At 59.3% G+C, this 26,795-nt stretch carries 24 protein-coding genes; 7 read left to right on the top strand and 17 right to left on the bottom strand.

Annotated features, from left to right (window positions below):
• Positions 1-14: 14 nt before the first annotated feature.
• From trpS to pilM, 12 genes are all read right to left on the bottom strand, one after another.
• Positions 15-1,019, bottom strand: coding sequence for a tryptophan--tRNA ligase (trpS, locus tag QMM04_RS02520; protein ID WP_058770971.1), 1,005 nt, complete (start codon positions 1,017-1,019; stop codon positions 15-17).
• Between the two features lie 15 nt (positions 1,020-1,034).
• Entirely contained in the window at positions 1,035-1,712 is a 678-nt protein-coding gene (locus tag QMM04_RS02525) for a phosphoglycolate phosphatase (protein ID WP_264441905.1), read from the bottom strand.
• Positions 1,696-2,379: a ribulose-phosphate 3-epimerase gene (gene rpe, locus QMM04_RS02530; protein ID WP_021507425.1), complete on the bottom strand. Its 684-nt coding sequence runs from the start codon at positions 2,377-2,379 to the stop codon at positions 1,696-1,698. The genes QMM04_RS02525 and rpe overlap by 17 nt, the downstream gene beginning before the upstream one ends.
• A gap of 65 nt (positions 2,380-2,444) precedes the next feature.
• Positions 2,445-3,257 (bottom strand): adenine-specific DNA-methyltransferase, encoded by an 813-nt coding sequence (gene dam / locus QMM04_RS02535; RefSeq protein WP_021507424.1) that lies wholly within the window; start codon positions 3,255-3,257, stop codon positions 2,445-2,447.
• 96 nt (positions 3,258-3,353) lie between these two features.
• Positions 3,354-4,382, bottom strand: coding sequence for an SPOR domain-containing protein (locus QMM04_RS02540; RefSeq protein WP_282995580.1), 1,029 nt, complete (start codon positions 4,380-4,382; stop codon positions 3,354-3,356).
• A 94-nt stretch (positions 4,383-4,476) separates the two neighbouring features.
• Positions 4,477-5,565 (bottom strand): 3-dehydroquinate synthase, encoded by a 1,089-nt coding sequence (aroB, locus tag QMM04_RS02545; protein WP_264250332.1) that lies wholly within the window; start codon positions 5,563-5,565, stop codon positions 4,477-4,479.
• Between the two features lie 39 nt (positions 5,566-5,604).
• Complete coding sequence (aroK, locus tag QMM04_RS02550; protein WP_010617392.1) at positions 5,605-6,126, bottom strand: shikimate kinase AroK; 522 nt, start codon at positions 6,124-6,126, stop codon at positions 5,605-5,607.
• A gap of 479 nt (positions 6,127-6,605) precedes the next feature.
• Positions 6,606-7,865 (bottom strand): DNA uptake porin HofQ, encoded by a 1,260-nt coding sequence (gene hofQ, locus QMM04_RS02555; protein WP_264441903.1) that lies wholly within the window; start codon positions 7,863-7,865, stop codon positions 6,606-6,608.
• Complete coding sequence (locus QMM04_RS02560) at positions 7,807-8,187, bottom strand: HofP DNA utilization family protein (RefSeq protein ID WP_104094151.1); 381 nt, start codon at positions 8,185-8,187, stop codon at positions 7,807-7,809. Before QMM04_RS02560 ends, hofQ begins: the two co-directional genes overlap by 59 nt.
• On the bottom strand, positions 8,177-8,665 hold the full coding sequence (locus tag QMM04_RS02565) for a hypothetical protein (protein ID WP_282995581.1): 489 nt from the start codon (positions 8,663-8,665) through the stop codon (positions 8,177-8,179). Before QMM04_RS02565 ends, QMM04_RS02560 begins: the two co-directional genes overlap by 11 nt.
• Positions 8,658-9,200, bottom strand: coding sequence for a PilN domain-containing protein (locus QMM04_RS02570; protein WP_282995582.1), 543 nt, complete (start codon positions 9,198-9,200; stop codon positions 8,658-8,660). The genes QMM04_RS02565 and QMM04_RS02570 overlap by 8 nt, the downstream gene beginning before the upstream one ends.
• Positions 9,200-10,009: a pilus assembly protein PilM gene (pilM, locus tag QMM04_RS02575; RefSeq protein ID WP_058780181.1), complete on the bottom strand. Its 810-nt coding sequence runs from the start codon at positions 10,007-10,009 to the stop codon at positions 9,200-9,202. The genes QMM04_RS02570 and pilM overlap by 1 nt, the downstream gene beginning before the upstream one ends.
• A gap of 148 nt (positions 10,010-10,157) precedes the next feature.
• Between pilM and mrcA the strand changes: the two genes are divergently transcribed.
• Positions 10,158-12,707, top strand: a complete 2,550-nt coding sequence (mrcA, locus tag QMM04_RS02580; protein WP_282995583.1) for a peptidoglycan glycosyltransferase/peptidoglycan DD-transpeptidase MrcA — start codon at positions 10,158-10,160, stop codon at positions 12,705-12,707.
• A gap of 83 nt (positions 12,708-12,790) precedes the next feature.
• Here the strand turns inward: mrcA and nudE are convergent, their stop codons facing one another.
• Complete coding sequence (gene nudE, locus QMM04_RS02585; RefSeq protein WP_282995584.1) at positions 12,791-13,357, bottom strand: ADP compounds hydrolase NudE; 567 nt, start codon at positions 13,355-13,357, stop codon at positions 12,791-12,793.
• A gap of 397 nt (positions 13,358-13,754) precedes the next feature.
• Here nudE and QMM04_RS02590 point away from each other — a divergent pair, with 397 nt between their 5' ends.
• From QMM04_RS02590 to pckA, 4 genes are all read left to right on the top strand, one after another.
• On the top strand, positions 13,755-15,896 hold the full coding sequence (locus QMM04_RS02590) for an intracellular growth attenuator family protein (RefSeq protein WP_021507414.1): 2,142 nt from the start codon (positions 13,755-13,757) through the stop codon (positions 15,894-15,896).
• Positions 15,897-16,135: 239 nt separating this feature from the next.
• Positions 16,136-16,537, top strand: coding sequence for a ribosome-associated heat shock protein Hsp15 (gene hslR, locus QMM04_RS02595; protein ID WP_021507413.1), 402 nt, complete (start codon positions 16,136-16,138; stop codon positions 16,535-16,537).
• Positions 16,538-16,562: 25 nt separating this feature from the next.
• Entirely contained in the window at positions 16,563-17,435 is an 873-nt protein-coding gene (hslO, locus tag QMM04_RS02600; protein WP_021507412.1) for an Hsp33 family molecular chaperone HslO, read from the top strand.
• Positions 17,436-17,705: 270 nt separating this feature from the next.
• Positions 17,706-19,325 (top strand): phosphoenolpyruvate carboxykinase (ATP), encoded by a 1,620-nt coding sequence (gene pckA, locus QMM04_RS02605; RefSeq protein WP_021507411.1) that lies wholly within the window; start codon positions 17,706-17,708, stop codon positions 19,323-19,325.
• A 133-nt stretch (positions 19,326-19,458) separates the two neighbouring features.
• Here the strand turns inward: pckA and envZ are convergent, their stop codons facing one another.
• Positions 19,459-20,817, bottom strand: coding sequence for a two-component system sensor histidine kinase EnvZ (gene envZ, locus QMM04_RS02610; RefSeq protein WP_031279686.1), 1,359 nt, complete (start codon positions 20,815-20,817; stop codon positions 19,459-19,461).
• On the bottom strand, positions 20,814-21,533 hold the full coding sequence (gene ompR / locus QMM04_RS02615; protein ID WP_001157751.1) for a two-component system response regulator OmpR: 720 nt from the start codon (positions 21,531-21,533) through the stop codon (positions 20,814-20,816). The genes envZ and ompR overlap by 4 nt, the downstream gene beginning before the upstream one ends.
• A 510-nt stretch (positions 21,534-22,043) precedes the next feature.
• On the opposite strand from ompR, the gene yjbE reads away from it, so the two are divergent.
• Complete coding sequence (gene yjbE, locus QMM04_RS02620; RefSeq protein ID WP_021507409.1) at positions 22,044-22,286, top strand: exopolysaccharide production protein YjbE; 243 nt, start codon at positions 22,044-22,046, stop codon at positions 22,284-22,286.
• A gap of 102 nt (positions 22,287-22,388) precedes the next feature.
• On the opposite strand, the gene greB is transcribed toward yjbE, so the two are convergent.
• Together greB and QMM04_RS02630 are read right to left on the bottom strand one after the other, a co-directional pair.
• Positions 22,389-22,895: a transcription elongation factor GreB gene (gene greB, locus QMM04_RS02625; protein ID WP_282995585.1), complete on the bottom strand. Its 507-nt coding sequence runs from the start codon at positions 22,893-22,895 to the stop codon at positions 22,389-22,391.
• Positions 22,896-22,948: 53 nt separating this feature from the next.
• On the bottom strand, positions 22,949-24,211 hold the full coding sequence (locus tag QMM04_RS02630; RefSeq protein WP_282995586.1) for a hypothetical protein: 1,263 nt from the start codon (positions 24,209-24,211) through the stop codon (positions 22,949-22,951).
• A 233-nt stretch (positions 24,212-24,444) separates the two neighbouring features.
• On the opposite strand from QMM04_RS02630, the gene QMM04_RS02635 reads away from it, so the two are divergent.
• On the top strand, positions 24,445-26,778 hold the full coding sequence (locus tag QMM04_RS02635; protein ID WP_207899739.1) for a Tex family protein: 2,334 nt from the start codon (positions 24,445-24,447) through the stop codon (positions 26,776-26,778).
• The last annotated feature ends 17 nt before the right edge of the window (positions 26,779-26,795 follow it).

Here is a 26,795-nt window from a genome sequence, read left to right on the forward strand (position 1 = left end):
CCCGGCAAACCGGCTTATGGCTGCGCCACGAAGCCTACGGCGTCATACACTTTCTTCAGCGTTTCCTGGGCATGCGCACGGGCTTTCGCTGCGCCATCGCGCATTACCTGGTTGAGGAACGCTTCGTCATTGCGGAAACGATGATAGCGCTCCTGCAACTCAGTCAGCATCTCAGACACAGCATCTGCCACCGCGCCTTTCAGGTGACCATACATTTTGCCTTCGAACTCCTGCTCCAGCTGCGCAATCGACTTACCGGTCACGCCTGACAGGATATCCAGCAGGTTAGACACGCCCGCTTTCTCTTTGATGTCGTAGCGCACCACCGGCGGCTCTTCCGAGTCGGTCACTGCACGCTTAATCTTCTTCACCACCGATTTGGTGTCTTCCAGCAGACCAATCACGTTGTTGCGGTTGTCATCGGATTTCGACATCTTCTTCGTCGGCTCCAGCAGTGACATCACACGCGCGCCGGACTTCGGAATAAACGGCTCAGGAATTTTAAACACGTCGCCATACAGCGCATTGAAGCGCGCGGCGATATCGCGGCTCAGCTCAAGGTGCTGCTTCTGGTCTTCGCCGACCGGCACCTGGTTAGTCTGATAGAGCAGAATATCGGCCGCCATCAGCACCGGATAATCGAACAGACCGGCGTTGATGTTCTCTTCGTAACGTGCCGATTTGTCCTTGAACTGCGTCATGCGGCTCAGTTCGCCGAAGTAGGCGTAGCAGTTCAGTACCCAGCTCAGCTGGGCGTGCTCCGGTACATGCGACTGCACGAAGATGGTGCTTTTTTCCGGATCGATACCGCAGGCAAGGTACAGCGCCAGCGTATCCAGCGTGGCTTTGCGCAGCGCGGCCGGGTCCTGACGAACGGTGATGGCGTGCAGATCGACGATGCAGTAAATGCAGTGGAAATCATCCTGCATCTGCACCCACTGACGCAGCGCACCCATGTAGTTGCCAATGGTCAGTTCACCGGAAGGCTGGGCGCCGCTGAAAACGATGGGTTTGCTCATGTTATGTCCTGATAATCACAGCCCGAGAACGGGCAAAAGTTCGCTAAAAGTATCGAGAGTTAAATCGGGCTGGCTGGTGGCAATCGGCTCACCGTAGTTGTAGCCGAAGGTCATCGCAACGTTTGGCACGCCCGCCGCCTGGGCAGCGAGAATATCATTGCGCGAATCACCGACAAACAGCAATTGTCCTGGAAGCACACCGAAACGGCCGAGAACGAGAAAAATCGCCGCCGGATGTGGTTTTTTCACCACCACATCGTCGCCGCCGATGATCAGAGAAAAGTAGTCGGCAATGCCGAGCGACTGCAGCAGCGGAGCAACAAACGGTGTGGGTTTGTTGGTGACGATGGCCAGCGGCAGACCGCTGGCGTGCAGCGCAGCCAGCGTCTCCTGCACCTGTGGAAAAAGCGTACTGCCGGCTTCCACCGTTGCGGCGTAATGTTTGTCGAACAGCGCACGCGCGTCGCGCTGCTCGTCGGCCTGCGGCTCACGGCCCAGCGCCCAGGTAAGCGCCCGCGCCATCATGATGTCCGCACCGTTGCCAATCCAGGTTGAGACGCGCTCAACGCCTGCGGGCGGCAGCTGCAAATCGGCCAGCGCCAGATCGATCGCCTGTGCCAGGCCTGGCGCGCTGTGCACCAGCGTGCCATCGAGATCGAACGCCAGCGCGCGGATATCAGTGAAATGAGCCATTAACTTTCTCCAGTTCGCTGCGCATCTCATCGATCACCTTCTTGTAATCCGGATGACCGAAGATCGCCGAGCCGGCAACAAACATATCAGCCCCGGCCGCCGCGATCTGACCGATGTTATCGATTTTCACGCCGCCATCCACTTCCAGACGGATTTGGTAACCGCTCTGGTCAATGCGACGACGCGCTTCGCGCAGTTTATCCAGCGTGCCCGGAATAAAGGACTGGCCACCGAAGCCGGGGTTGACCGACATCAGCAGAATGATGTCGAGCTTATCCATCACGTAATCGAGATAGCTGAGCGGCGTTGCCGGATTGAACACCAGACCGGCTTTACAGCCGTGCTCTTTGATCAGCTGCAGCGTACGGTCAACGTGCTCGCTGGCTTCGGGATGGAAAGTAATGAAGCTGGCACCCGCTTTGGCGAATTCCGGGATCAGCGCATCGACCGGTTTGACCATCAGATGCACATCGATGGGCGCGGTGATGCCGTAATCGCGCAGCGCTTTCAGCACCATTGGCCCCATGGTCAGATTGGGAACATAGTGGTTATCCATCACATCGAAATGCACCACGTCGCCACCGGCTTCCAGCGCTTTAGCGGTATCTTCGCCCAGGCGGGCAAAATCAGCGGCAAGGATTGATGGGGCCAGTAAAAATTGTTTCATCCGAATCTCCCAATTTTGTGCGCCAGCCGGAGCTGGCGTGATGCGTTGGTCGCGGACGAAACAGGCTAGCGGAAAAGCGCCAGCAGTTCGTCAACCTGAGTGCGACCACTTATGCTTCGGCTGATGGAACGCCGGGCTTTAACTACGTGTAAATCCGCATGCTGATACCACTCGCGCGTCAGCAGGGTATCGTGGTTTGAAATCAGTACCGGGATGCGGCTCTCCTGCGCCAGCTTACTGGCCAGTTCCGCCAGATGCTGCTGCTCGCGCAGGCTAAAGCTGTTGGTGTGGTAAGCGGTAAAATTAGCCGTCGCCGACAGCGGCGCGTACGGCGGATCGCAATAAACCACTGAGCCTGCAGGGGCGTTGCCCAGAGTAACATCGTACGATTCACAGACAAAGGTGGCTTTTTGCGCCCGCTCGGCGAACCATAACAGTTCGGCTTCCGGGAAGTACGGCTTACGATAGCGACCAAAGGGCACATTAAATTCACCGCGCAGATTGTAACGGCACAGGCCGTTGTAACCGTGGCGGTTAAGATAAAGAAACAGCACGGCGCGCTGATAGGTATCCGTGCTGGCGTTGAACGCCGTACGCTGGGCGTAATAGGTTTCCGCCGTATTGCCGCTGGCGCTGAACAGCTGGCGCGCGTCTTCAATAAACGAGGCGGTACGAGTTTTGACGATATTATAGAGATTGATCAGATCACCGTTGATGTCCGCCAGGTGATAACGGTCATAATCGGTGTTGAGGAATACGGAACCGGCGCCGACAAAAGGTTCGATTAAACAATCACCTTGTGGCAGATGACGACGGATATCGTCAAGCAGCGGGTATTTCCCTCCGGCCCATTTCAGGAAAGCGCGATTTTTCTTCATGCTGTCGTGGCTATTACATCTTAATTATTGGCTGTGGCGAAACCGACAGCAGATCTGCGCTTAGAACGGGGCCGCAGCAACGCGGCCCCACATCACTTACTGGCTCTCTTTCTTCACCTGGCTGAGCGGTTTAACCCACGGGTTCGCCGCACGCACTTCTGCCGGCAGTGAAGCTACCGCACGTTTGGCTTCGGCCGGTGTGGCATAAGCGCCGCTCACCAGCACGTACCACGGCTGGCCGTTACGCGTGGTTTTATACACGTGATAACCGCTCAGATTCTGTTTCTTCGCCCAGGCGTTCAGGCTCGCTTCTTTCGACGCACCGCTCAGCTGCAGCGTGTAGTTGCCGCCCGATGGCAGCGACTTGCTGGCACCGCCACTGCTGGCCGATGCGCTGTTGTGCGCGGTGGTGGTGTGCGTTTTGTTCTCTTTCACTGCGGCCGGTTTGCTGGCAGCCGGGGTTTTGTGGCTGCTGCCGCTGCTGGCACCGAGGCTGCGCGGTGGCGTCTCAGCGCGTACCGCCGGCGGCGTGACCGCTTTGCCGGCGCTGCCGCTGACCGTTGCCGGTGCGGTAGGCAGCGAACTGTTGCCCTGTGCGCCCTGCGCCGCGGCATCAACGGAACCCTGCTGATTATTCAGCGCGGTATTGAGATCGCCCGGCAGCGTTACGCGTTGCTGGTTGGCCGGTGTGTCAACCGGTGCTGCCTGAGTCGGCGTGGAGGAGACAGACGGCATGGAGATTGGCTGACCGTCACTGCCAGCGGGTGCGGCGTTACCGGCGGTATTCTGCGGCGCACTGCCCTCAGCCGACGGCGTGGCATTCTGCTGGCCGCTCATGGCGGTTGAACCTGACAGGTCGATATTCTTTTCACTGCCGCCGCCAGCCGGTGCCGCGCTACCGGTGCTGGCGCTGTTGCTGGCCGGTTTCTTCTCGTCCGGGCCGGTCAGCGCGGAGCCAATGCCCAGCACCAGAATCAGCAGCACCAGAATGCCGATGCCCATCATCATATGCTGACGGGAAACCGGTACTTTCGCTTTCGGCGCAGAAGACGATTTGCGAGGCCGCGTGGGACGGCGGTCACTGGCGTCAGGTTTTAACTCGTCTTCCGGTTTGAACTCATCCATTTAGCCTCCTCCGTAAAACGGCACGCTTCCCACGTGCCGCATCACTGCTCACTGTTCCCCCGCCGGACAGCAGCCCGACGTAGTCCGGGGATAATCAAGATACTTTGCAATCGTTAATCGCAGCCAGCACCATATCATGCGCCACGCCGCCACGCACTTCGGAGCGGCCAATAGCGAGAGGCAGCACCAGACGCAGCTCGCCGCCGAGCACTTTTTTATCGCGCATCATGTGCGGCAGATAGGCTTCTGCCGTCATGCTGGCCGGGCCGTTAACCGGCAGGCCAGCACGCTGCAGCAGCGCAATAATGCGGTCAGTATCGGCAGCGCTGAACTGACCCAGACGCTCAGCAGTGCGCGCCGCCATTACCATGCCCGCCGCGACCGCTTCACCGTGCAACCAGTTGCCGTAACCCATATGCGCTTCAATCGCATGGCCAAAAGTATGACCGAGATTGAGCAGCGCACGCAGGCCGGTTTCACGCTCGTCGGCCGCCACCACGTCGGCTTTCAGCTCGCAGCAGCGGCGAATGCAGTAAGCCATGGCGGTGTTATCCAGCGCCAGCAGCGCATCAAGATTCTGCTCCAGCCACTGGAAAAATTCACCGTCGAGAATGATGCCGTATTTGATCACTTCCGCCAGACCGGAGGCCAGCTCGCGCGGCGGCAGCGTAGTGAGGCAGTCGGTATCAACCACCACCGAAGCCGGCTGGTAGAAAGCACCGATCATGTTTTTACCGAGGGGATGGTTCACCGCAGTTTTGCCCCCAACCGAGGAGTCAACCTGCGACAGCAAGGTGGTCGGCACCTGAATAAAGCGTACGCCGCGCTGGTAGCTGGCGGCAGCAAAACCGGTCAGATCGCCAATCACGCCACCGCCCAGCGCAATCAGCGTGGTGTCACGGCCGTGCGGCTTCTGCAGTAGCGCGGTGAAAACCTCGTCCATCACCGCCAGCGTTTTGTACTGCTCACCGTCGGGCAGAATCACCTGATCCACTTTCACCCCGGCGTTGCTCAGCAGCGTCGCGAGTTTTTCCAGATAGATCGGTGCCAGCGTTTGATTCGTCACCAGCATGGCATTGTCGCCGGCTTTCAGCGGCCAAAAAGAAGCCGGATCGTTAAACAGTCCGGCAGCGATGGTGATGGGGTAACTACGATCCCCGAGTGAGACAGTGATCTTCTCCATGATGACCGATACCTATTGCTGAGCCGTCAGGGCGCTGGATTAATTTTTTTCCAGCATGTTGATGATCTGATTGGCGACAACTTTTGCACTTTGATCGTCAGTGCGAATGGTGACGTCAGCGATCTCTTCATAAAGCGGATTACGTTCGCCAGCCAGCGCTTCCAGTACTTCGCGCGGCGGTTCGTCAACCTGCAGCAGCGGACGCTTTTTATCACGCTGAGTGCGGGCAAGTTGCTTTTCGATGGTGGTTTCGAGGTAGACGACCACACCGCGGGCGGAGAGACGATTACGGGTTTCACGGGATTTGACGGAGCCGCCACCGGTCGCCAGGACAATGCCCTGTTTCTCGGTCAGCTCGTTGATGATTTTCTCTTCACGATCGCGAAAACCGGCTTCGCCTTCCACATCAAATACCCAGCCTACATCCGCTCCGGTACGTCGCTCAATTTCCTGATCGGAATCGAAAAATTCCATATTGAGTTGCTGAGCTAACTGACGACCAATAGTGCTTTTGCCGGCACCCATCGGCCCAACCAGAAAGATATTGCGTTTCTCTGCCATTTTATCGGTATTACTAAGAATTCGTTGATGATACCCCGCGTTCAGCGTTGCTGGCGGGACAGGAACTGAGACCTCATGAGCATTAACAAGAGTCAGACGGAAAATTATCTCAACACTCATGGCCGTTTGGCAACCGAATAAATTGCCCCCGGCGACCTTCAAACAGGACCGGTCTGTGGTTCGCGAGACGGTAACGCTCTTCCTTTTTTGCCATCCTTGTGCGCGCTACAGGTGCGCTGGCTGGGCCTGTCGCTCCCGACAGCTTACCTGCGTAAACTGTGGAATAGGTGCCGTTGCTGACGTCCTGTACCACCCAAAATTCGGGCATATTTCTTTCGATGCCAGTATCGCTTGTCACTGACACCCGCCGGAAGGTTATCCTGCCGCGTTCCGTTACACCGTTTTAAAATCGCTAAACCTTGTATGCTAATTCCTGCCCTGCGTCAACGCAGTTGGTCATATGGAGCGAATTTTCCGCTTTATCCGGCGGTAAGCGCTGCTTCCCTGACCAGTCGCGGCGTGATGAAGATCACCAGCTCACGTTTTTTGCGCTCGTCGGTCTGCTGACGAAACAGACTGCCGAGCAGCGGCACCTCGCCCAGCCACGGCACGCGCTTTTCGCCCTGGGTGCGCTGCTGCTGGAAAATACCGCCCAGCGCCAGCGTTTCACCGTCACGCAGCGTCACCTGAGTGGCGATTTCCTGCTTATCGATGCTCAGCACCTGACTTTCCCCCATCGTCAGGCTGCGACCCGGCATGTTCTGGCTCAGCCGCAGCGTGAGCTGAATACGCCTGTTGCCCAATACTACTGGCGTCACCTCCATGCCCAGCACCGCCTCTTTGAACTCAATTGCCGTCGCACCGCTGTTACCGGATTTCACCTCGTAGGGAATTTCGGTGCCCTGCTTAATGGTGGCGGTCTGCTGGTGCGAGGTAAACAGCCGCGGGCTGGCGATGATTTCGATCTGGTTCTCCTGCTCCAGCGCACTCAGCTCCAGATTAAGCAGTTCGCCGTTCATCGGTCCGAGCGTGACGCCGGCGCGTATCGCCGGATTGCTCACCGCCAGCGGCACCAGCAGCTGCGGATTGCGCAGCGCCCCGGTGACGACATCGCCGGGTGCGGTGCTCCAGCTGACGCCGAGCTCGCGCAGATGCTCTTCATTGATGGTAACAATGTGCGCTGACAGCTCAACCTGCTCCAGCGGCAGATCCAGCGCCTGCAGCCAGCGCTCGGTGTCGCGCAGCGCCTGCGCGCTGTCCCGCAGCAACAGGCTGTTGGTACGGCTATCCACCGTCACGCTGCCGCGCGGCGTCATCAGCGAGCGTTCCGCCTGCAGGCTGCGGTAGACATCGCTGGCGCTGGCGTAGTGCAGCGTGACGGTGCGCTGCTCAAGCGGCGCCTGCAGCTGCTTCTCTTCACGCTCCGCCTGTGCCTGCTGTGCCTGTCGCTGCTGCCAGCTCTCCGGATAGACCAGCAGCACGCCCTCCTCCTGGATCACCGTGAGTTTCGCCAGCCGCGTGACCAGCGCCAGTGCACGCTCCCAGCCGACGTTATCGAGTCGCAGCGACAGCCGCCCCTCCACGCCCGGCGCGATCAACAGGTTGGTTTGCTGATAGTCAGCCAGCGCCTGCAGAATGCGCTCGACCGGCGCATCATCAAATACCAGGCTCAGGGGCTGATCAGCGGCGTGCAGCGGACTGCTCAGCGCCAGCCACAGCAGCAGCGTCATCCTTTTCATAAAATCCTCCTTTTATTACCCATGTGATGTGCTGCGGCGGACAGCTTTGCGTGGCGCTCAGTACCAGCGTATGTGCACTGAGCTGGGTTACCTGCCACGGTGCCACCGGAAAAGCAGCCGGTGCACTCAGCCGCTGACGTTTGCCCTGCGGTGAAACCAGCCAGGCCACAAAGTGCGGCGCGCGACCAATGATGCCCTGTAATCGCCAGCCGTGCGGCACAGCAGCAGGCGCCTGACACTGGCTGGCAGCCAGCGGCTGGAACGGATCGCGCGCCAGCGCCCAGCTGCTGCACAGCAGTAACACCAGTGCGCTACTCCGCATCGTCACTCTCCAGCCAGAACTCGCTGTGTAACACGCCCTGCTCCGCCTGCAGCTGAAAACGCTGTGGCACCGCTAACGCCGTCGCAGCCAGCCCGCTGAACAGCGGCAGAAACTGCGGCCAGCTCAGGCGCAGCGCCAGCTGCTGTGGCTGGCTGTCCGGATGCCAGGCCTCGAGCAGATTGCCGCGCGCCGCCACCAGTTGCTCTAACGATACGGACGCCGCCGTTGCCGCTGGCTGCAGCGTTGCGATCTCCGCCTGAAGCTGTTCGATGGCCGGTCGCGCGTCCAGCTGCTGCTGAAGTTGCTGGTGCTGCTGCGCCAGTTGTGACAGCTGCTGTTGCAGCGTGCTGAATTGCTGCTGTTGCGGACGCAGCAGCAGTAGCCACGCCAGCCCGAGTAGCAGCAGCGCCAGCAGCTGCAGGCTGGCTATCCGCCACGTCAGTGCCAGCTGCAGCCAGCGCTGGATGAGTTCATTCATCGGTCGCCTCCTGCAGCCGGGCACGCAGCGCGAAGCGGTAATCTCCCTGCGCCTGACGCTGTACGCTGCCCTGCTTCACCGCCGCAAATAACGGTTGCGTCTGCAGTTGATGGCGGAACGCGCTGACATCAGCCAGGCTTTGCGCCAGACCGTCCAGCACCAGTTGCCCCTGACGCCGCTCCACGCGACTCAGCCACAGCGTCTCCGGCATCAGTGCGGGCAGTTGCTGCCAGAACTGCTGCCAGCGTTGATGCTGCTGCAGCCGCTGTTGCTGCGCCTGCTGCCTGCGTAACAGATCATCCCGCTGCGCCATCAGCGTTTGCTGTTGCGCCAGCCGCTGCTGGATCTGCTGGAGCTGCATGGTCATATCGGCCTGCTGCCGGGCTGCCTGCTGGAGCCGCTGTTCAGCGCGCCACCACAGCAGCAGCGTGAGTAACAGCGTTACCAGCAGCACGACAACCAGCAACGCCACGCTGTGCTGGCGGCGTAGCAGCAACTGCTGTGCCCGCCACGGGAGCAAATTGACCGCCAGCATCAGTAATCCTCCGGACGTAGCGCCAGGCCTAGCGCAATCGCCAGCGCGCCCGCCTCTGCCGGTAGCGGCGGTTGCAGATAGTGCAACAGCGCCAGCGGCTTGCAGCGCTGTACTTCCGCCTCCGGCAACGCCTGCGGTGAGGTGCAGAACACCGTTTGTGCCTGGGGAAAGGTGTCACGCAGATGGGCGAGCGTCAGGGGTTCGGTTGCCGCACCGCAGGCGCTATTTTCGCCGGCCAGCGTCCACAGCCAGTGGTCGCAGAGCGGATGGATCAGCAGCTGATGCGGGCGCAGCGGAACGCGCATGGCGATCTGCGTCAGCGCCAGACTGCTCAGCTCAAACACGTCGGGGCGCAGTCCGGCCTGCTGCAGCGGCGCCAGCCACTGGGCGATGACGTCACGGCGCGCGGCGGTGACGTGCAGCTGGCTGGCGCTGCCGCCCAGCCGGTAATCCAGCGACAGCGAGGCGGCTTCGACCGGGAACAGACGCGATGCGGACGCGTTAACGTAGCGGCTGAGCGCCGGCTCGCGCAGTGAGGTCTCTGGCAACGGCAGCGTACGCTGCAGCACCAGCTGCGGCGGCAGGCCAACGCGCAGTGAGTAGCGCCTGGGTAAATGACGCTGCCAGCGCACCAACATCTCCTGTAACACTGGCGAGGTTTGCAACACGCCGTTGCGTAACGTATCGTGCGGCAGCGGCTGCTGCCACCAGTGTCGCAGCTGCCATCCGTGACGGCGTCGTTCAATGCCAAGGGCGCAGAGTTGCCCGTTCTGGATGTCCAGTCCAATTTGCCAGCGCTGAAAAGCCATGCGCGCGATCTCCTTATCGTTACAGGAAAAAGGATGATTACCCGCATTGCATGAAGAATGACGGGTATATCAAAGCGTCAGGCTTGCCTTTATACTACCGCGCGATTGTTTATAAACTGCCCAAACGACAACAGATGGGAATTCTCAGGTGAAGTTCGTAAAGTATTTATTGATTCTTACAGTGTGTTGCATTCTGCTGGGAGCAGGCACGGTTTATGGTTTGTACAAATACATAGAGCCGCAGCTGCCTGATGTGAACACATTGAAAGATGTGCGCCTGCAAACCCCGATGCAGGTTTACAGCGCGGATGGCGAGCTGATCGCCCAGTACGGTGAAAAGCGCCGTATCCCGCTCACCCTGCAACAGATGCCGCCTGAGCTAATCAAAGCGTTTATCGCCACCGAAGACAGCCGCTTTTATGAGCATCACGGCGTCGATCCGGTGGGGATTTTCCGCGCCGCCAGCATCGCGCTGGTCTCCGGCCACGCCTCGCAGGGCGCCAGTACCATTACGCAGCAGCTGGCGCGTAACTTCTTCCTCAGCCCTGAACGCACGCTGATGCGTAAAATCAAGGAAGCCTTCCTGGCGATTCGCATCGAGCAGTTGCTGAGTAAGGATGAAATCCTTGAGCTGTATCTGAATAAAATCTATCTCGGCTATCGCGCTTATGGCGTCGGTGCGGCGGCGCAGGTGTACTTCGGTAAACCGGTCGATCAGCTGTCGCTGAGTGAGATGGCGATGATCGCCGGCCTGCCGAAAGCGCCGTCGACCTTTAACCCGCTCTATTCACACGCCCGTGCGCTGGCGCGCCGTAATGTGGTGCTGGCTCGCATGCTGGATCAGAACTACATCACGCAGCAGCAGTATAACGACGCGCGCAACACGCCGCTGACCGCCAGCTATCACGGCCCGGAAATCGCCTTCTCTGCACCGTATCTCACCGAGCTCGTGCGTCAGGAGATGGTGAAACGCTACGGCGACAGCGCCTATGACGATGGCTACAAGGTATATACCACCGTGACCCGCCATCTGCAGGAAGCCGCACAGCAGGCGGTGCGCAACAACGTGATGGCGTACGATATGCGTCACGGCTACCGCGGCCCGACCAACGTGCTGTGGAAAGTGGGTGAAGCCAGCTGGGATCACACCCGCATCGTCAATACGCTGAAAAATCTGCCGGTCTACGGTCCGCTGAATGCCGCCGTGGTCACCAGCGCCAGCGCCGACGAAGCCACCGCCATGCTGAAAGATGGCAGCAGCGTTTCGCTGACCTTAGCCGGCGTGCGCTGGGCGCGTCCGTATAAATCCGACACCCTGCAGGGCCCGACGCCGCGCAGCGTCACTCAGGTGCTGCAGGCTGGCCAGCAGATTTGGGTACGTAAAGTCGGCGATGCGTGGTGGCTGGGACAGGTGCCGCTGGTGAACTCGGCGCTGGTGTCGCTTAACCCGGAAGACGGTGCGGTACGCGCGCTGGTGGGTGGCTTCGACTTCAACCAGAGCATGTTCAACCGCGCTACCCAGGCACTGCGCCAGGTCGGCTCGAACATCAAGCCGTTCCTGTATACCGCCGCCATGGACCGTGGCCTGACGCTGGCCTCGATCCTCAACGATGTGCCGATTTCACGCTGGGATGCCGGTGCCGGCGCAGACTGGCGTCCGAAGAACTCGCCGCCTACCTACGCCGGTCCGATTCGTTTACGTCAGGGCCTGGGTGAGTCGAAAAACGTGGTGATGGTGCGCGCGATGCGTGCCATGGGCGTCGACTACGCCGCTGAGTATCTGCAGCGTTTTGGCTTCCCGGCGCAGAACATTATCCATACCGAGTCGCTGGCACTGGGCGCAGCATCCTTCACGCCAATGCAGGTGGCGCGCGGCTATGCGGTGATGGCTAACGGCGGCTTCCTGGTCGATCCTTACTTCATCGCGAAGATTGAAAACGAACAGGGCGGCGTGATTTTCCAGGCGCAGCCGAAGATTGCCTGCCCGCAGTGCAATCTGCCGGTGATCTATGGCGACACCAAAAAGTCGGTGGCGCTGAATGAAGAGAGCGTGGAGAACGTCGCCACCTCGAATCAGCAGCAGAATCAGACCGTGCCGCAGCCCGAGCTGGAGCAGGTACCGGCGCAGCCACAGCCGGCCGGCGATCAGCAGTATGCACCGCACGTGATCAACACGCCGCTGGCGTTCCTGATTAAGAGCGCGCTGAACTCTAACATCTTCGGTGAACCGGGCTGGATGGGAACCGGCTGGCGTGCCGGCCGCGATCTGAAGCGTAACGATATCGGCGGCAAAACCGGTACCACCAACAGTTCCAAAGACGCCTGGTTCTCCGGTTATGGTCCGGGCGTGGTGACGTCGGTGTGGATTGGCTTTGATGATTCGCGCGCGCTGGGTCGCACCACGGTATCGGGTGCGATTCCGGATCAGATCTCCGGCTACGAAGGCGGCGCGAAGAGTGCGCAGCCGGCATGGGATGATTACATGAAAGTGGCGCTGGATGGTGTGCCGGTGCAGCCGCTGACACCACCGGACGGCGTGGTGACGGTGACCATTGACCGCAGCACCGGCAAGCTGGCCAACGGTGGCGGCAACACCCGTCAGGAGTACTTCATTAACGGCACCCAGCCGACCGAGTATTCGGTGCATGATGTGGGCACCACCATCATGGACAACGGTGAAAGCCACGAACTGTTTTGATCAAAAAAGCCGGGGGAAATCCCCGGCTTTTTGTTTTTACCCCGTGCGACTTTCCGCGCCTTTTATTGCGCCGCCAGGTGTCCTCAATAACTCAACCGCCCCTGCTTCACCAGCCACTCACGCACCATGAACAGCGCGCTGACGTTACGCGCCTCGCGAAAATCCGGCTCTTCCAGCAGCGCCAGCAGATTGCTGAGCGGCCAGCGGCGTACAATCAGCGGCTCCGGCTCATCCCCTTCCAGCTTCTCTTCGTACAACTCTTCAGCTACCACGATATTCATCTTGCTGGAGAAATAGGACGGCGCCATGGTGAGTTTGCCCAGCGCTTCCAGCTGATGCGCGCCAAAGCCCACTTCTTCTTTCAGCTCACGGTTGGCGGCTTCAAAAGCGCTTTCACCAGGATCGATTAAACCTTTCGGGAAGCCCAGCTCATAGGTTTCCAGTCCGACGGCGTACTCCTGGATCAGGATCACGTCATCGCCAATGATCGGCACAATCATCACCGCTTCACGATCGGAGGGCTTCATGCGCTCATAGACGCGACGCGCACCGTTGCTGAAGGCGAGATCAACCGCTTCGATGGTAAACAGGCGGGAGCGGGCCACCGCTTCCACGTTGAGGATGTCAGGTTTTTTCAGGGGAGTGGTCATATCAGCCTCAAACTTAGCACAGCCTTGTGAAACGCGATGACGTCAGCATACCGAAGCCCGCAGCATTGTGCGACACGCAGCGCGGGTCATCATGGTGACATACATTTGCCCGCTGCCGCTAACAACTTCTTGTTATCTGCACAGTAAGATTTTCACAATAAGTCAACGGGGTAGCAGCAAATTCGGATAATACCGATGTTTAATTGAGGGGCTTGTGAGTACCATCCCGTTAAGGAATAATCTAACAAATTTATAATACAATGATTTTGCGCGGTATTTTGTTTCATTTGCCTCTTGTCAGAATGACTTCTGCTCGCCAAAATTGACTCGTATTGCAGGTTTTACCGGGAGCACATCGTAAACGTGACGGCAGTTTTTTGGCTGGATTGAGCAAAGCATGAGCACTCTTATCGTCATTCTGGCTGTCATGCTGGCCTGTTCGTTAGTGGCCGGAATCGGCTACTGGTACGCTATGCGGCATCGTCCGCCGTTGGCGAAACCACTGCCGTTTATCAGTCCGCCCTGCCGTAAACTCACCGATGAAGAACGCGCTGCCGTTGAGAAGTATATTGCATCGCTGGGTAAAGCGCGTCAGCACAGCAGCGGGCGATCGACCCGATCGTCACGGGAACCCGAAGCGCTGGCGCTGACCGCACAGAGCAATAATGTTTATCCCGTTACCCGCTCCATCACCCGTTACGGCCTCTCCACTGACGATCCCCACAAATGGCGCTACTACCTGGATGAAGTCGAGGTGCATCTGCCGCCGCTGTGGGAGCAGTACATCGCTGAAGAAAACTACGTCGAGCTGATCCGCACCCAGACCCTGCCGCTGGTGATCTCGCTCAACGGCCACTCGCTGGTGAACTATGCGGTGGAACAACCAGCGCTACCGCCGCTGGTGCGGCCGATGTCGACCAACGCCTCGATTCGTAAAGAGGAGAGCGAAAACGTCGAGCTGCTGCAGGTGCGCAAAGAGTCGCCGGAAGAGTATCAGCTGTCGCGCGCCGACGGCACGCGTGAAGCCAGCGCCATTTGCTGCGCCTTCCTGCTGTTTTTCCTCAGCCTGGTGCTGCCCGGCAGCCTGATGCTGTGGATTGCGCTGCCCGCTGGCGCGATCGTTGCTGTCAGCCTGTGGTTTATGTATCGATTCCCCGGTGAAAAAGGGCTGCGCGATGTGCACTGTCTGCGCGGCGCACCGAAGCGCTGGGGCCTGTTTGGCGAATCCAATCAGGAGCAGAGCAACATTTCGCTCGGCATCATCGACTTAATCTATCCGGCACACTGGCAGCCTTATGTGGCGCACGACCTGGGCCAGGTGACGGATGTGGATATCTACCTGAATCGTCAGGTGGTACGCCAGGGGCGCTTCCTGTCGCTGCAGGATGAAGTCCGTAACTTCCCGGTACAGCGCTGGCGTAAAAACCTGGTGCTGGCGTGCGGTTCGCTGCTGGTGCTGGTGATGCTGGTGAGCTGGATTCCGCTCAGCATGCCGATCAAACTCAGCCTCGCCTGGTTAAAAGGGACTGAGAGCGTGGAAGTGAACAGCGTCGATAAACTCACTGCCCTGCCGCTGCACATTGGCGATAGCCTGAAAGTGAGCGGCACCGGCATGTGCTCGGTTCCGGGCAATTACCAGAGCAACCGCAGCTACGGCTACATGCCGTTCGACTGCTCGGCGATTTACTGGAACAACGCTGCGCCGCTGCCGCTGCCGCAGTCCGACATCATCGACAAAGCCGCCGCGCTGCTGGAGACTACCACGCAGCAGCTGCATCCGGAAACCAACACCGACCCGAAACTTAACCCGCAGCTGGCGTCGGCGATCCAGAAATCAGGCATGATCCTGCTGGATGATTTCTCCGATCTGGTGTTGAAAACCCAGCAGCTGTGCAGCCAGCAGCAGGACTGCGTGCGCCTGAAAAATGCGCTGGTTAACCTCGGTAACGCCAAAGACTGGGATACGCTGATTCACCGTGCGGATTCCGGCAAGCTCAACGGCATGAACGTGCTGCTGCGTCCGGTTAGCGCCGAAGCGCTGGAGAATCTGGTGAACACCGCCACCTCGACATTCTTCTCGCGGGAGACGCGTCGCGCGGCGGAAACCCTTAACAGCCCGCCGCCGGGCGGATTCCTGATCATTAGCGATGAAGGCCGGCAGATGGTGAACCAGCCGCAGCCGTCGGTGGCGCTGTTCGATCTCGACGCCCCTTCACAGTGGCACGAACTGCAGCGCCTGTCCGGCATGCTGCTGCACACGCCGTTTGCCGCCAGCGGTATCATTACCAGCATTACCACCGATGCCAACGGCACGCGCCACATCGCCCTGCACAACGAGCCCGATGCCATGGCGCAGTGGCGCTATCTCGGCACCGCGCTGCTGATGCTGGTGCTGATTGTCAGCGCCGTCAGCAACGGCCTGCTGGCGCTGCGCCGCATCCACCGCAACCGCCTGCGTATGGCGCAGATTCAGCAGTATTACGACAAGTGCTTTAACCACAACCTCAGCACTATGCAGAGCGTGCGCTCGCTGTTCTGACCCTCCGCCTTCTGTGCTACCCTGTCGCCCTGTTTTTCAGGGCGGAAAACAAAATGCCGATTACGCTTAAGGGATTGGCGATGGATCGGCAGCCCGCAACGGCACATCGCCCTTGATTTATCACGTTGTACCCATACCTTTGGGTATCCGGCACCGGCCCGATCCATCTTTCCGGCGTCATGCGACCGTGTGCGACCGATCGCCACACGGCGCGACGCAGCGTAACAGCAGGAGCCGCAATGAAAGAGAAAACCAGTGAAGGCGTCCGCCTTGATAAATGGCTGTGGGCCGCGCGCTTCTATAAAACCCGCGCGCTGGCTCGCGACATGATTGAAGGCGGCAAAGTGCATTACAACGGCCAGCGCAGCAAACCGGGCAAAGTGGTCGAACTGCAGGCCGAACTGACGCTGCGTCAGGGCAACGATGAGCGCACGGTGATCATCACCGCCATCGGCGACCAGCGACGTCCGGCCAGCGAAGCGCAGCAGATGTACGCGGAGACGGCCGCCAGCATCGAAAAGCGCGAAAAGAACGCGCTGGCGCGCAAAATGAATGCCCTGACCATGCCGCATCCCGATCGCCGCCCGGATAAAAAAGAGCGCCGCGATCTGCTGAAATTTAAATTGTCGGGCGATGAATAACTCGCGCCCCCACGAGAGAAACCTTATGTCTGTTCAAGATCAACTGCATCGTTACCTGTTTGAAAACGTCGCCGTGCGCGGCGAGCTGGTCAACGCATCTCAAACCTGGCGCGACATCGTGCAGAACCACGACTACGCCGAGCCGGTCAAAACCCTGCTGGGCGAACTGCTGGTAGCCACCAGCCTGCTCACCGCTACGCTGAAATTTGACGGCGACATCACCGTGCAGCTGCAGGGCGATGGCCCGCTGAGCATGGCGGTGATCAACGGGAATAACCGCCAGGAGCTGCGCGGCGTGGCGCGGCTGAAAGAGGATGCGGAGATTGCCGCCGGCAGCAGCCTGAAGCAGATGGTGGGTAACGGCTATCTGGTGATCACCATTTCGCCTGAGAAAGGCGAGCGCTATCAGGGCGTGGTTGGCCTGGAAGCCGATACGCTGGCGGGCTGTCTGGAAGATTACTTCATGCGTTCCGAGCAGCTGCCAACCCGCCTGTTCATTCGCACCAGCGAGAAAGGCGCAGCCGGTATTCTGCTGCAGGTGCTGCCCGCGCAGGAGCCCAACCTGGATGACTTCAACCATCTGGCCACGTTAACCGAAACCGTGAAGAGCGAAGAGCTGATTGAGCTGCCCGCTACTGACGTACTGTGGCGTCTCTATCATCAGGAAGAAGCCACGGTTTACGATCCGGCGCCGGTCAGCTTCAAATGCACCTGCTCGCGCGAACGCTGCGGTGAAGTGCTGAAAACGCTGCCGCCAGAGGAAGTGGATGAGATTCTGGTCGAAGACGGCAAAATCGATATGCACTGTGACTACTGCGGCACACACTACGTGTACGACGCAGTGGATATTGCTGCTATTCGTAACGCTCCCTCCGGCAATAGCGATCAACTGCATTAATCAGCAAACGGGCGGTGACGCCGCCCGTATTTTCCGCCGGCGTAGCGCTATGATTTTTCACGGAAATTAACTAATTTACGCTAACTTTAGTTTCATAAGTGGCAGATTTCTCTACTTGTCACGTTCCAGCTCGCATTTTTAACTCTCTTCACTTTTCCACCTCGCTCAGACGTGTACACTGCGCGCGATCTGCCCTGTGCGGCTATGCGCAGCAGGACGCAGAAACCCTCATAAAAAATGCCATGAAGTACCGATTTAAGGAGCAGTCACATGCGCGTTAACGGCCTGACATCGCAAGACCTCGAAACGCTCGGAATTAGCGGCACCACCGAGGTGGTGTACAACCCTGATTACGCCACGTTATTTCAGGAAGAAACCCGCCCGGAGCTGGAAGGTTACGCGCGCGGCACCCTGACGCAGAGCGGTGCCATTGCCGTGGATACCGGCATCTTCACCGGACGTTCGCCGAAAGATAAATACATCGTGCGGGATGACACTACGCGTGACACGCTGTGGTGGAACGACGTTGGCAACGGCAAGAACGACAACCAGCCGCTGTCACAGGAAACCTGGCAGGCGCTCAAAGATCGCTGCACGCAACAGCTTTCCGGCAAGCGTCTGTTTGTGATTGACGCCTTCTGCGGCGCCAACCCGGACACCCGCCTCAGCGTGCGTTTCGTGATGGAAGTGGCGTGGCAGGCGCATTTCGTCAAAAACATGTTTATCCGTCCGACTGAAGCCGAACTGGCTGAGTTTACGCCGGATTTCGTGGTGATGAACGCGGCGCAGTGCACCAATCCGGACTGGCAGGCGCAGGGGCTGCATTCCGAGAATTTTGTTGCCTTTAACCTGACTGAACGCATGCAGCTGATCGGCGGTACCTGGTACGGCGGCGAGATGAAAAAAGGCCTGTTCGCCATCATGAACTATCTGCTGCCGCTGAAGGGTATCGCCTCGATGCACTGCTCGGCCAACGTCGGCAAAGCGGGCGACGTGGCGGTGTTCTTTGGTCTGTCCGGTACCGGTAAAACCACCCTCTCTACCGACCCGGATCGTCAGCTGATCGGCGATGATGAGCACGGCTGGGACGACGACGGCGTCTTTAACTTCGAAGGCGGCTGCTACGCCAAAACCATCAATCTGTCAGAGCAGGCCGAGCCGGAGATTTACCGCGCGATTCGCCGTGATGCGCTGCTGGAGAACGTGGTGGTGCGCGCCGACGGCACGGTCGATTACGCCGACGCCAGCAAGACGGAAAATACCCGCGTGTCTTACCCGATCGAGCACATCGAAAACATCGTGCAGCCGGTATCGAAAGCCGGCCACGCGAAGAAGGTCATCTTCCTGACCGCCGATGCCTTTGGCGTACTGCCACCGGTTTCGCGTCTGACGCCGGAGCAAACCCAGTACCACTTCCTGTCCGGCTTTACCGCCAAGCTGGCCGGCACCGAGCGCGGTGTGACGCAGCCCACCCCAACCTTCTCCGCCTGTTTTGGCGCGGCGTTCCTGACGCTGCATCCAACGCAGTACTCGGATGTGCTGGTGAAACGTATGCAGGCGTCCGGCGCGCAGGCCTATCTGGTGAATACCGGCTGGAACGGCAGCGGCAAGCGCATTTCGCTGAAAGACACGCGCGCTATCATCAACGCGATTCTGGCCGGTGAGCTGGATGAAGCGGAGACCGTAACGCTGCCGGTGTTTAATCTGCAGGTGCCCACCACGCTGGCACAGGTGGACGATGCCATTCTCGATCCGCGCCGCAGCTGGCCTGACGCCGCCGCCTGGCAGCAGGCTGCCGAAGCGCTGGCGCAGCGCTTTATCACCAATTTCGAGAAGTACACCGATAACGATGCCGGCAAGGCGCTGGTGCAGGCCGGCCCGCAGCTGTGAAGTAGCCCAGCCGCCACAACGGCGGCTTAGCGATGGCACATTTCGTCGCGGCGCGATTTATCGCGCATGCCTGCAGCGGCAATATCGCTGATGGATGCGCAATAGATTGCGCCGCGACGGTTGGTGCGGAAATTTAACTAACGTTACTGCTTACTGCCGTCGTGGCGCTGTTTTCCGGGATCGGTAACCACGCGCGGATACGTAATCCGCCGCGTTCACTGTCGCCAATCTCCAGCGATCCGTCATGCGCATCGATAATACGCTGCACAATCGCCAGGCCAAGGCCGGTGCCGCTGGTGCTGCGCGCGCTGTCGCCACGCACAAACGGCTGGAACAGATGCTGTAACTGATCCGGCTTAATGCCCGGACCATCATCCTCCACCTGGAACCACGCGCGATTCAATTCCTGACCGCTGCTGACCTTGATCCAGCCGTTACCGTAACGCGCCGCGTTAACCACCAGATTCGCCACCGCGCGTTTAATCGACAGCGGGTTAATATCCAGCATCAGCTCCGCGTCCATCACCGCATTCTCAATCTCGCGCTCGTAGCCGCTCTCCGCCGCCACCACTTCGCCCAGCACGCTATTCAGATCGGCGCGCTCGGTTTGCATCTCCTGCCCGGTGCGCAGGTAATCGATGAACTGCTCGATGATGGCGTTACACTCTTCGATGTCTTTGTTGATCGACTCGGCCAGGTAGCCATCTTCCTCGCCCATCATCTCGGTGGCGAGACGGATGCGCGTCAGCGGCGTGCGTAAATCATGGCTGACGCCGGCCATCAGCAGCGTACGGTCATCGGCCAGCTGCTTCACGCCCGCCGCCATCTGGTTGAAGGCACGCGTCACCGAACGCACTTCCGAAGCACCGTATTCGCGCAGCGGTGGCGGAATAATGCCTTTCCCCACCTGCAACGCAGCGTGTTCAAGATCGACTAAGGGTCGGTTTTGTATACGGATAAACAGCCAGGCGCCGCCAATCGCCAGCAGCATAATCGCCAGGGTATAGCGGAACAGCGGCGAGAAGTCGCCCTGATGGATTTCGGTCAGCGGTACGCGCACCCAGATATCCGGCGACAGCCAGGTTTTCAGCCAGACCACCGGCGAGTTTTTGTTAACCTCAACCCGCACGTCGGTCGGCCCGCCCAGCTGCTGCGCCATCTGTTCACTGAGGAATTCATAATGCTGCGCCCAGCGCAGTCCGCTCTCTTCCGCCGCCGCGTTGGTGTACAACGAGATGCCCAGCTCACGATAAATTTCGCGCCGGAAGGCCGGCGGCACTTCCAGCTGCGTACCATCCTCCAGCTGCAGCCGATCGGTCATCAGCATACGCACTTCGTAGGCGAGGACTTTGTTGAACTGCTGCAGGCTGGGAAGAATGGCGAAATTGAGCACCACCAGGTAGGTCGTTACCAGGCTGACGAACAGCAAGGTAACGATCAACAACAGGGTGCGGGCAAACGAACTGCGGGGTGAGAAGCGCAATCGCCTCATGCTTTACTGCCGTCCGGAACGAACACGTAGCCAAGGCCCCAGACGGTCTGGATGTAGCGCGGATGCGCCGGATCTTCTTCGACCATGCGGCGCAGACGAGAGATCTGCACGTCGATAGAACGCTCCATCGCACTGTACTCACGCCCGCGCGCCAGGTTCATCAGCTTATCGCGCGACAGCGGCTCACGCGGATGGCTCACCAGCGCTTTCAGCACGGCAAACTCTCCGCTGGTCAGCGGCATCGGCTCATCTTCACGGAACATTTCACGCGTGCCGAGGTTCAGTTTGAACTTACCGAAGGCGATGACGGCTTCTTCCTGCGACGGCGCGCCCGGCAGCTCATTGGCCTGACGACGCAGCACAGCACGAATTCGCGCCAGCAGCTCACGCGGGTTGAACGGTTTTGGAATGTAGTCATCGGCGCCGATTTCCAGCCCCACGATACGATCGACCTCTTCACCTTTCGCGGTGACCATAATGATCGGCATCGGGTTACTCTGGCTACGCAGACGACGGCAAATTGACAGGCCATCTTCGCCCGGCAGCATTAAATCCAGCACCATTAAATGGAATGATTCGCGGGTCAGCAGACGATCCATCTGCTCGGCGTTGGCGACGCTGCGCACCTGAAAGCCCTGTTCGGTGAGATAGCGTTCGAGCAGTGCGCGCAGACGCATATCATCATCGACGACCAGAATTTTGTAGTTCTCTTGCATGTTCAACTCCCAAAGGCGCCATTGCCTGAGCCAATATTGTGTAAAAAAGATGCCTACATGTGACAGTCATTAATGGTTTATATTCTAGCCGAAATTGTTACAAAGCATATTAAACAGCAGCTTATCTTTAATTTTAACCGCGAACTGCGGCTCCGCTCGCGCTTTTCTGACTGATTTTGACGCCGTTTAGCGCTTGTCTGAAAATCAGCGGCGTTTTCTGTCGGCGAGTGGTCCAGCCGGGCCGTCCCGCTTCCGCCGTCAGGCGGGGCGCGCCATTTGGCTTAAGTTTCGCCTGCAGGATAAGCCAGCGGCCGCGCTCAGCAGCATAAAATATCGCGTTTCTGCCGCTGACTGCGTATCCGCGCTCGGAACAGTGCCAGTGCGCGCGCAAAATAAGGCCAGTGTTAAATAAAGTGATTTAAATCAGTCAGTAAACTTCCCTTTCCTCTGCGCAAATGATCTCCGACACTGCATCGGTACCTGCTTACTGAGTTCATGTGGAGAAGAAAGATGAAAAAAACCGTTGTTCTGCTGAGCGCTCTGGTACTCACCAGCCTCACACAGGTTCAGGCCGCTACGCCAGCGGGCGAAGCCGCCGGCGCACAGGCGTCGACCACGGCCAAAGGTAATTCCGATGCTATCGGCATCGGTGCGGTGGGTGCCCTGCTCGGCGTCGCGCTGGCCACCATGGGCGGCGGCGATCACGGCGGCAGCAGCACCTCAACGACCACGGCGACCACGCCGGGCAAATAACGCTTATCTGGCGCGGCAAGGCTGCGGCGCTTCCCCCTCTTATACTGCCAGCCCTTTCGCCAGCGGAGAATAAGTTGCGCCCCGGCTTGTTTCACCAGGCCATTACTCTCCGCCTCTTTTTTCCTCACTTTCCGTGACGTACTCAATGCGGTTCACAAACCACACCTTCTGCCCTTCCGGCGTGTTTACCGTCACCTCGTCATCCACCTCTTTTTTGATCAGCGCGCGCGCCATCGGCGAGTCGATGGAGATGTACTCTTTCACCGTATCGCCATAGATCTCGTCCGGTCCGACGATGCGAAAACGCTTCACGTCGCCCTGCTCATTCTCCACTTCCACCCAGGCACCGAAGAACACTTTGCCCTCCTGCTGCGGCGCATAATCAACAATTTTCAGCTCGGCGAGACATTTACGCAGATAGCGCACACGCCGATCGATCTGGCGCAGCAGGCGCTTGTTATAGGTGTAATCAGCGTTTTCAGAGCGATCGCCCAGGCTGGCGGCCCAGGAGACAATGTGGGTGATTTCCGGCCGCTTCTCATTCCACAGATGGTCGTGCTCAGCACGCAGCTTGTTATAGCCTTCGCGGGTAATCAGTTGGGTTTTCATCGCTTCACTCGTGGTTACAGCCCTGTTCACTGCACAGAGGCTATCACAAAGCCTTACCTGCCCGGACAGGCACCCAGCGTCTTTTTCATCAGGCGCACATAATCGGCGACCAGGCCGGGCGTCCAGGTCATGATTTCTGCCCGTTCGCGCAGCACGCAGGCGCCCCAGAATGCCGGCTGCAGCAGCAGCGCAAACACCTGCTGCAGCCGCTGACCGTAATAGCCTTCAAACGCCACGTCCAGCGCATCCACCACGGTAGTCGAACAGTTTTTTGCCGTCAGATTATACAGGCTGTCACCACGGTTGGCCTGCCAGTAGCTGGCGAGCGCCTGCCCATTGTAGTGCTGAAAACTGAAGGTTAAATCCGGGCTGCGCCAGTCGGCAATCTCTGCCACCAGCGAGGGAAGAAAACGGCCGGGGCGATCGTTAATCTGTCCGGCCAGCAGCAGACGCGGCAGCTCGTGCGGTTGCGGATCGATCTCCTGCTGCGGATAAAGGCTGATGTAGCCGCGCTCGCCAAAGCTCAGTGCCGCGTGGCCGGTACAAAAGTGCCCTTCACCGTTAATCACGCCGATGTAACGGTCAATCACATAGCGCTTCGGCTGTTGACTGGCTTCAGACTGCGCCTGCCAGACGTGGACACAGAGAGGAAATGCCGCGGCGACCGGCGGAAAGCGGGCCTGCTGCCACGGCCGGAGCCGCGCGATATGACGATGGCCGCGACAAAACCACGGCAGCAGCGTAACGGACTGACCCGCCGGCAGGCGCTGCCACTGGCGCCAGACGCGCCATACCGTCAGGCTGAACGACAGCAGCAACAGTACCAGCCAGCTGCCCAGCAACACGCAGGTATGCAGGTTGTCATTGAAAAACAGCACCACGCTCAGCACCATCTCGCCGCAGCCCAGCATAAAATGTCGCACCCAGCGCTGACGCTGAATCAGCGCCGCGCTCAGGCAGCGAAACAGGCCGTTAAACAACAGGCAGATTTCCATCACCGTCAGCAGCAGTTTCTTCAGCTGCCTTTCGTCCCCGTGCCACAGCGCGCCGGCCAGCAGCGTGCCGACAAAAATCAGGGAAAACAGCAGATTGAGCCAGCGCTGCAGCGACACCTCGCCGCTCAGCAGGTTAAACAGCAGCGACAGCGACAGTAAGAGCGCCAGCACCTGTAGCGACAGATTGATATGCCCATCGACCAGCACGTCCGCCACGATCATGCCGGCCAGCAGCACGCCGCACAGCGCCAGGCAATAAATCAGCAGCCGATAACGCACCAGCAGCTCGCGTCCGGCCAGCAGCAGCAGTAATTTGATCATTGCTTCACCCTCCTTCCGTGGTTTGCCGCGGATTATAGGGCAGAGACGGGGCGAGCCTGGCTGCAACCGGCACGCCATTGCGCTGGGGTTTAACACATAGGTGGCTAAGTTTCTCTGAGTTGCGCGCTGCATTCAGAAAAAGACGGATTCACCGGTCAGCGGCTGGCAATTTGCGGCCTCAGTCCGTATAACTGTCCCCTATTTCTAACCCTGTGTAAGCAAGACCGTTACTGATGATGAAAGATTCGCTGAGCCAGATTATCGCAGGTGAGCTGAAGGCACGCGCCGACCAGGTTGACGCCGCCATTCGCTTGCTGGACGAAGGGAACACCGTGCCGTTTATCGCACGTTACCGTAAGGAAGTGACCGGCGGGCTGGATGATACCCAGCTGCGTACGCTGGAGAGCCGTCTCGGCTATCTGCGTGAGCTGGAGGAACGCCGCCAGTCGATTCTGAAATCCATTGATGACCAGGGCAAACTGACGCCGGAATTAGCCACTGCCATCAACGGCACGCTGAACAAAACCGAGCTGGAAGATCTCTATCTGCCTTATAAGCAGAAGCGCCGCACGCGCGGGCAGATCGCTATCGAAGCCGGGCTGGAACCGCTGGCAGAGACGCTGTGGAACGATGCGTCTCAGGACCCCGAGCAGCTGGCAGCGCGTTATGTCGACGCGGATAAAGGCGTCGCCGATGTGCGTGCCGCGCTGGATGGCGCACGCTATATCCTGATGGAGCGCTTCGCCGAAGACGCCACGCTGCTGGCGAAAGTACGTGAATACCTGTGGAAGAACGCCCATCTGGTTGCGCGGGTGGTGGAAGGCAAAGAGGAAGAAGGCGCTAAATTCCGCGACTACTTCGATCATCACGAAGCGCTGAGCAGCGTGCCGTCGCACCGCGCGCTGGCCATGTTCCGTGGCCGTAACGAAGGCATTTTACAGCTGTCGCTCAACGCTGATCCGCAGTTTGATGAAGCACCGCGCGAAAGCTACGGTGAAACGCTGATCGCCGACCACCTTGGCCTGCGCCTGAACAACGCACCGGCCGACAGCTGGCGCAAAGCCGTGGTCAGCTGGACCTGGCGCATCAAGGTCCTGCTGCACCTCGAAACCGAACTGATGGGCACCATCCGCGAACGGGCGGAAGACGAAGCGATCAACGTGTTTGCCCGTAATCTGCACGATCTGCTGATGGCGGCTCCCGCCGGCATGCGCGCCACCATGGGTCTCGATCCTGGCCTGCGCACCGGGGTCAAAGTGGCGGTGGTCGATGCCACCGGCAAGCTGGTCGCGACCGATACCATCTATCCGCATACCGGCCAGGCGGCCAAAGCCGCAACCTCGGTGGCGGCACTGTGCGCGAAACATCAGGTTGAACTGGTGGCGATCGGCAACGGCACCGCTTCACGTGAAACCGAGCGTTTCTTCCTCGACGTACAGAAGCAGTTCCCGCAAATCAAAGCGCAAAAAGTGATTGTCAGTGAGGCCGGAGCATCGGTCTATTCCGCTTCCGAACTGGCGGCGCAGGAGTTCCCCGATCTCGACGTTTCGCTGCGCGGTGCGGTGTCTATCGCCCGTCGTCTGCAGGATCCGCTGGCAGAGCTGGTCAAAATTGACCCGAAATCGATTGGCGTTGGCCAGTATCAGCACGATGTCAGCCAGAGCCAGCTGGCGAAAAAACTCGATGCGGTGGTGGAAGATTGTGTGAACGCCGTGGGCGTCGATCTGAATACCGCTTCGGTGGCGCTGCTGACGCGCGTCGCCGGCCTGACGCGCATGATGGCGCAGAACATTGTCAGCTGGCGTGACGAAAACGGCCGTTTCCAGAACCGCCAGCAGCTGCTGAAGGTGAGCCGCCTTGGGCCGAAAGCCTTTGAACAGTGCGCCGGCTTCCTGCGCATCAACCACGGCGATAATCCGCTGGATGCCTCAACGGTGCATCCGGAAGCCTATCCGCTGGTGGAGCGCATTCTCGCCGCCACGGAACAGGCGCTGAATGAGCTGATGGGCAATCCGGGTAGCCTGCGCGACCTGAATGCGCGCGACTTCACCGATGAGCGTTTCGGGCTGCCGACCGTCACCGATATCATCAAAGAGCTGGAAAAACCGGGCCGCGATCCGCGTCCGGAGTTCAAAACCGCGCAGTTTGCCGAAGGCGTGGAGACGCTCAACGACCTGCTGCCGGGCATGGTGCTGGAAGGTGCAGTGACCAACGTGACCAACTTCGGCGCGTTCGTCGATATCGGCGTGCATCAGGACGGCCTGGTGCACATCTCTTCGCTGTCGGACAAATTCGTAGACGACCCGCATCAGGTGGTGAAAGCCGGCGATATCGTCAAAGTGAAGGTGATGGAAGTCGATCTGCAGCGTAAGCGTATCGCGCTGACTATGCGTCTGGATGAGCAGCCGGGTGAAAGCAACGCGCGCAGCGGCGGCAACCGTGGCGCAGGCAAAGAGGCCGCGCGGCCGGCCGCCGGTGCCAAAGGCCGCGGCAAACCTGCCAGCGCCAGCGTCGGTAACAGTGCGATGGGCGATGCGCTGGCGGCCGCGTTTGGGAAAAAACGCTAAGCGGCGCGCGAGTACAG

Source organism: Pantoea sp. Pa-EAmG, from assembly GCF_030024295.1.
Lineage (GTDB): Bacteria > Pseudomonadota > Gammaproteobacteria > Enterobacterales > Enterobacteriaceae > Pantoea > Pantoea dispersa.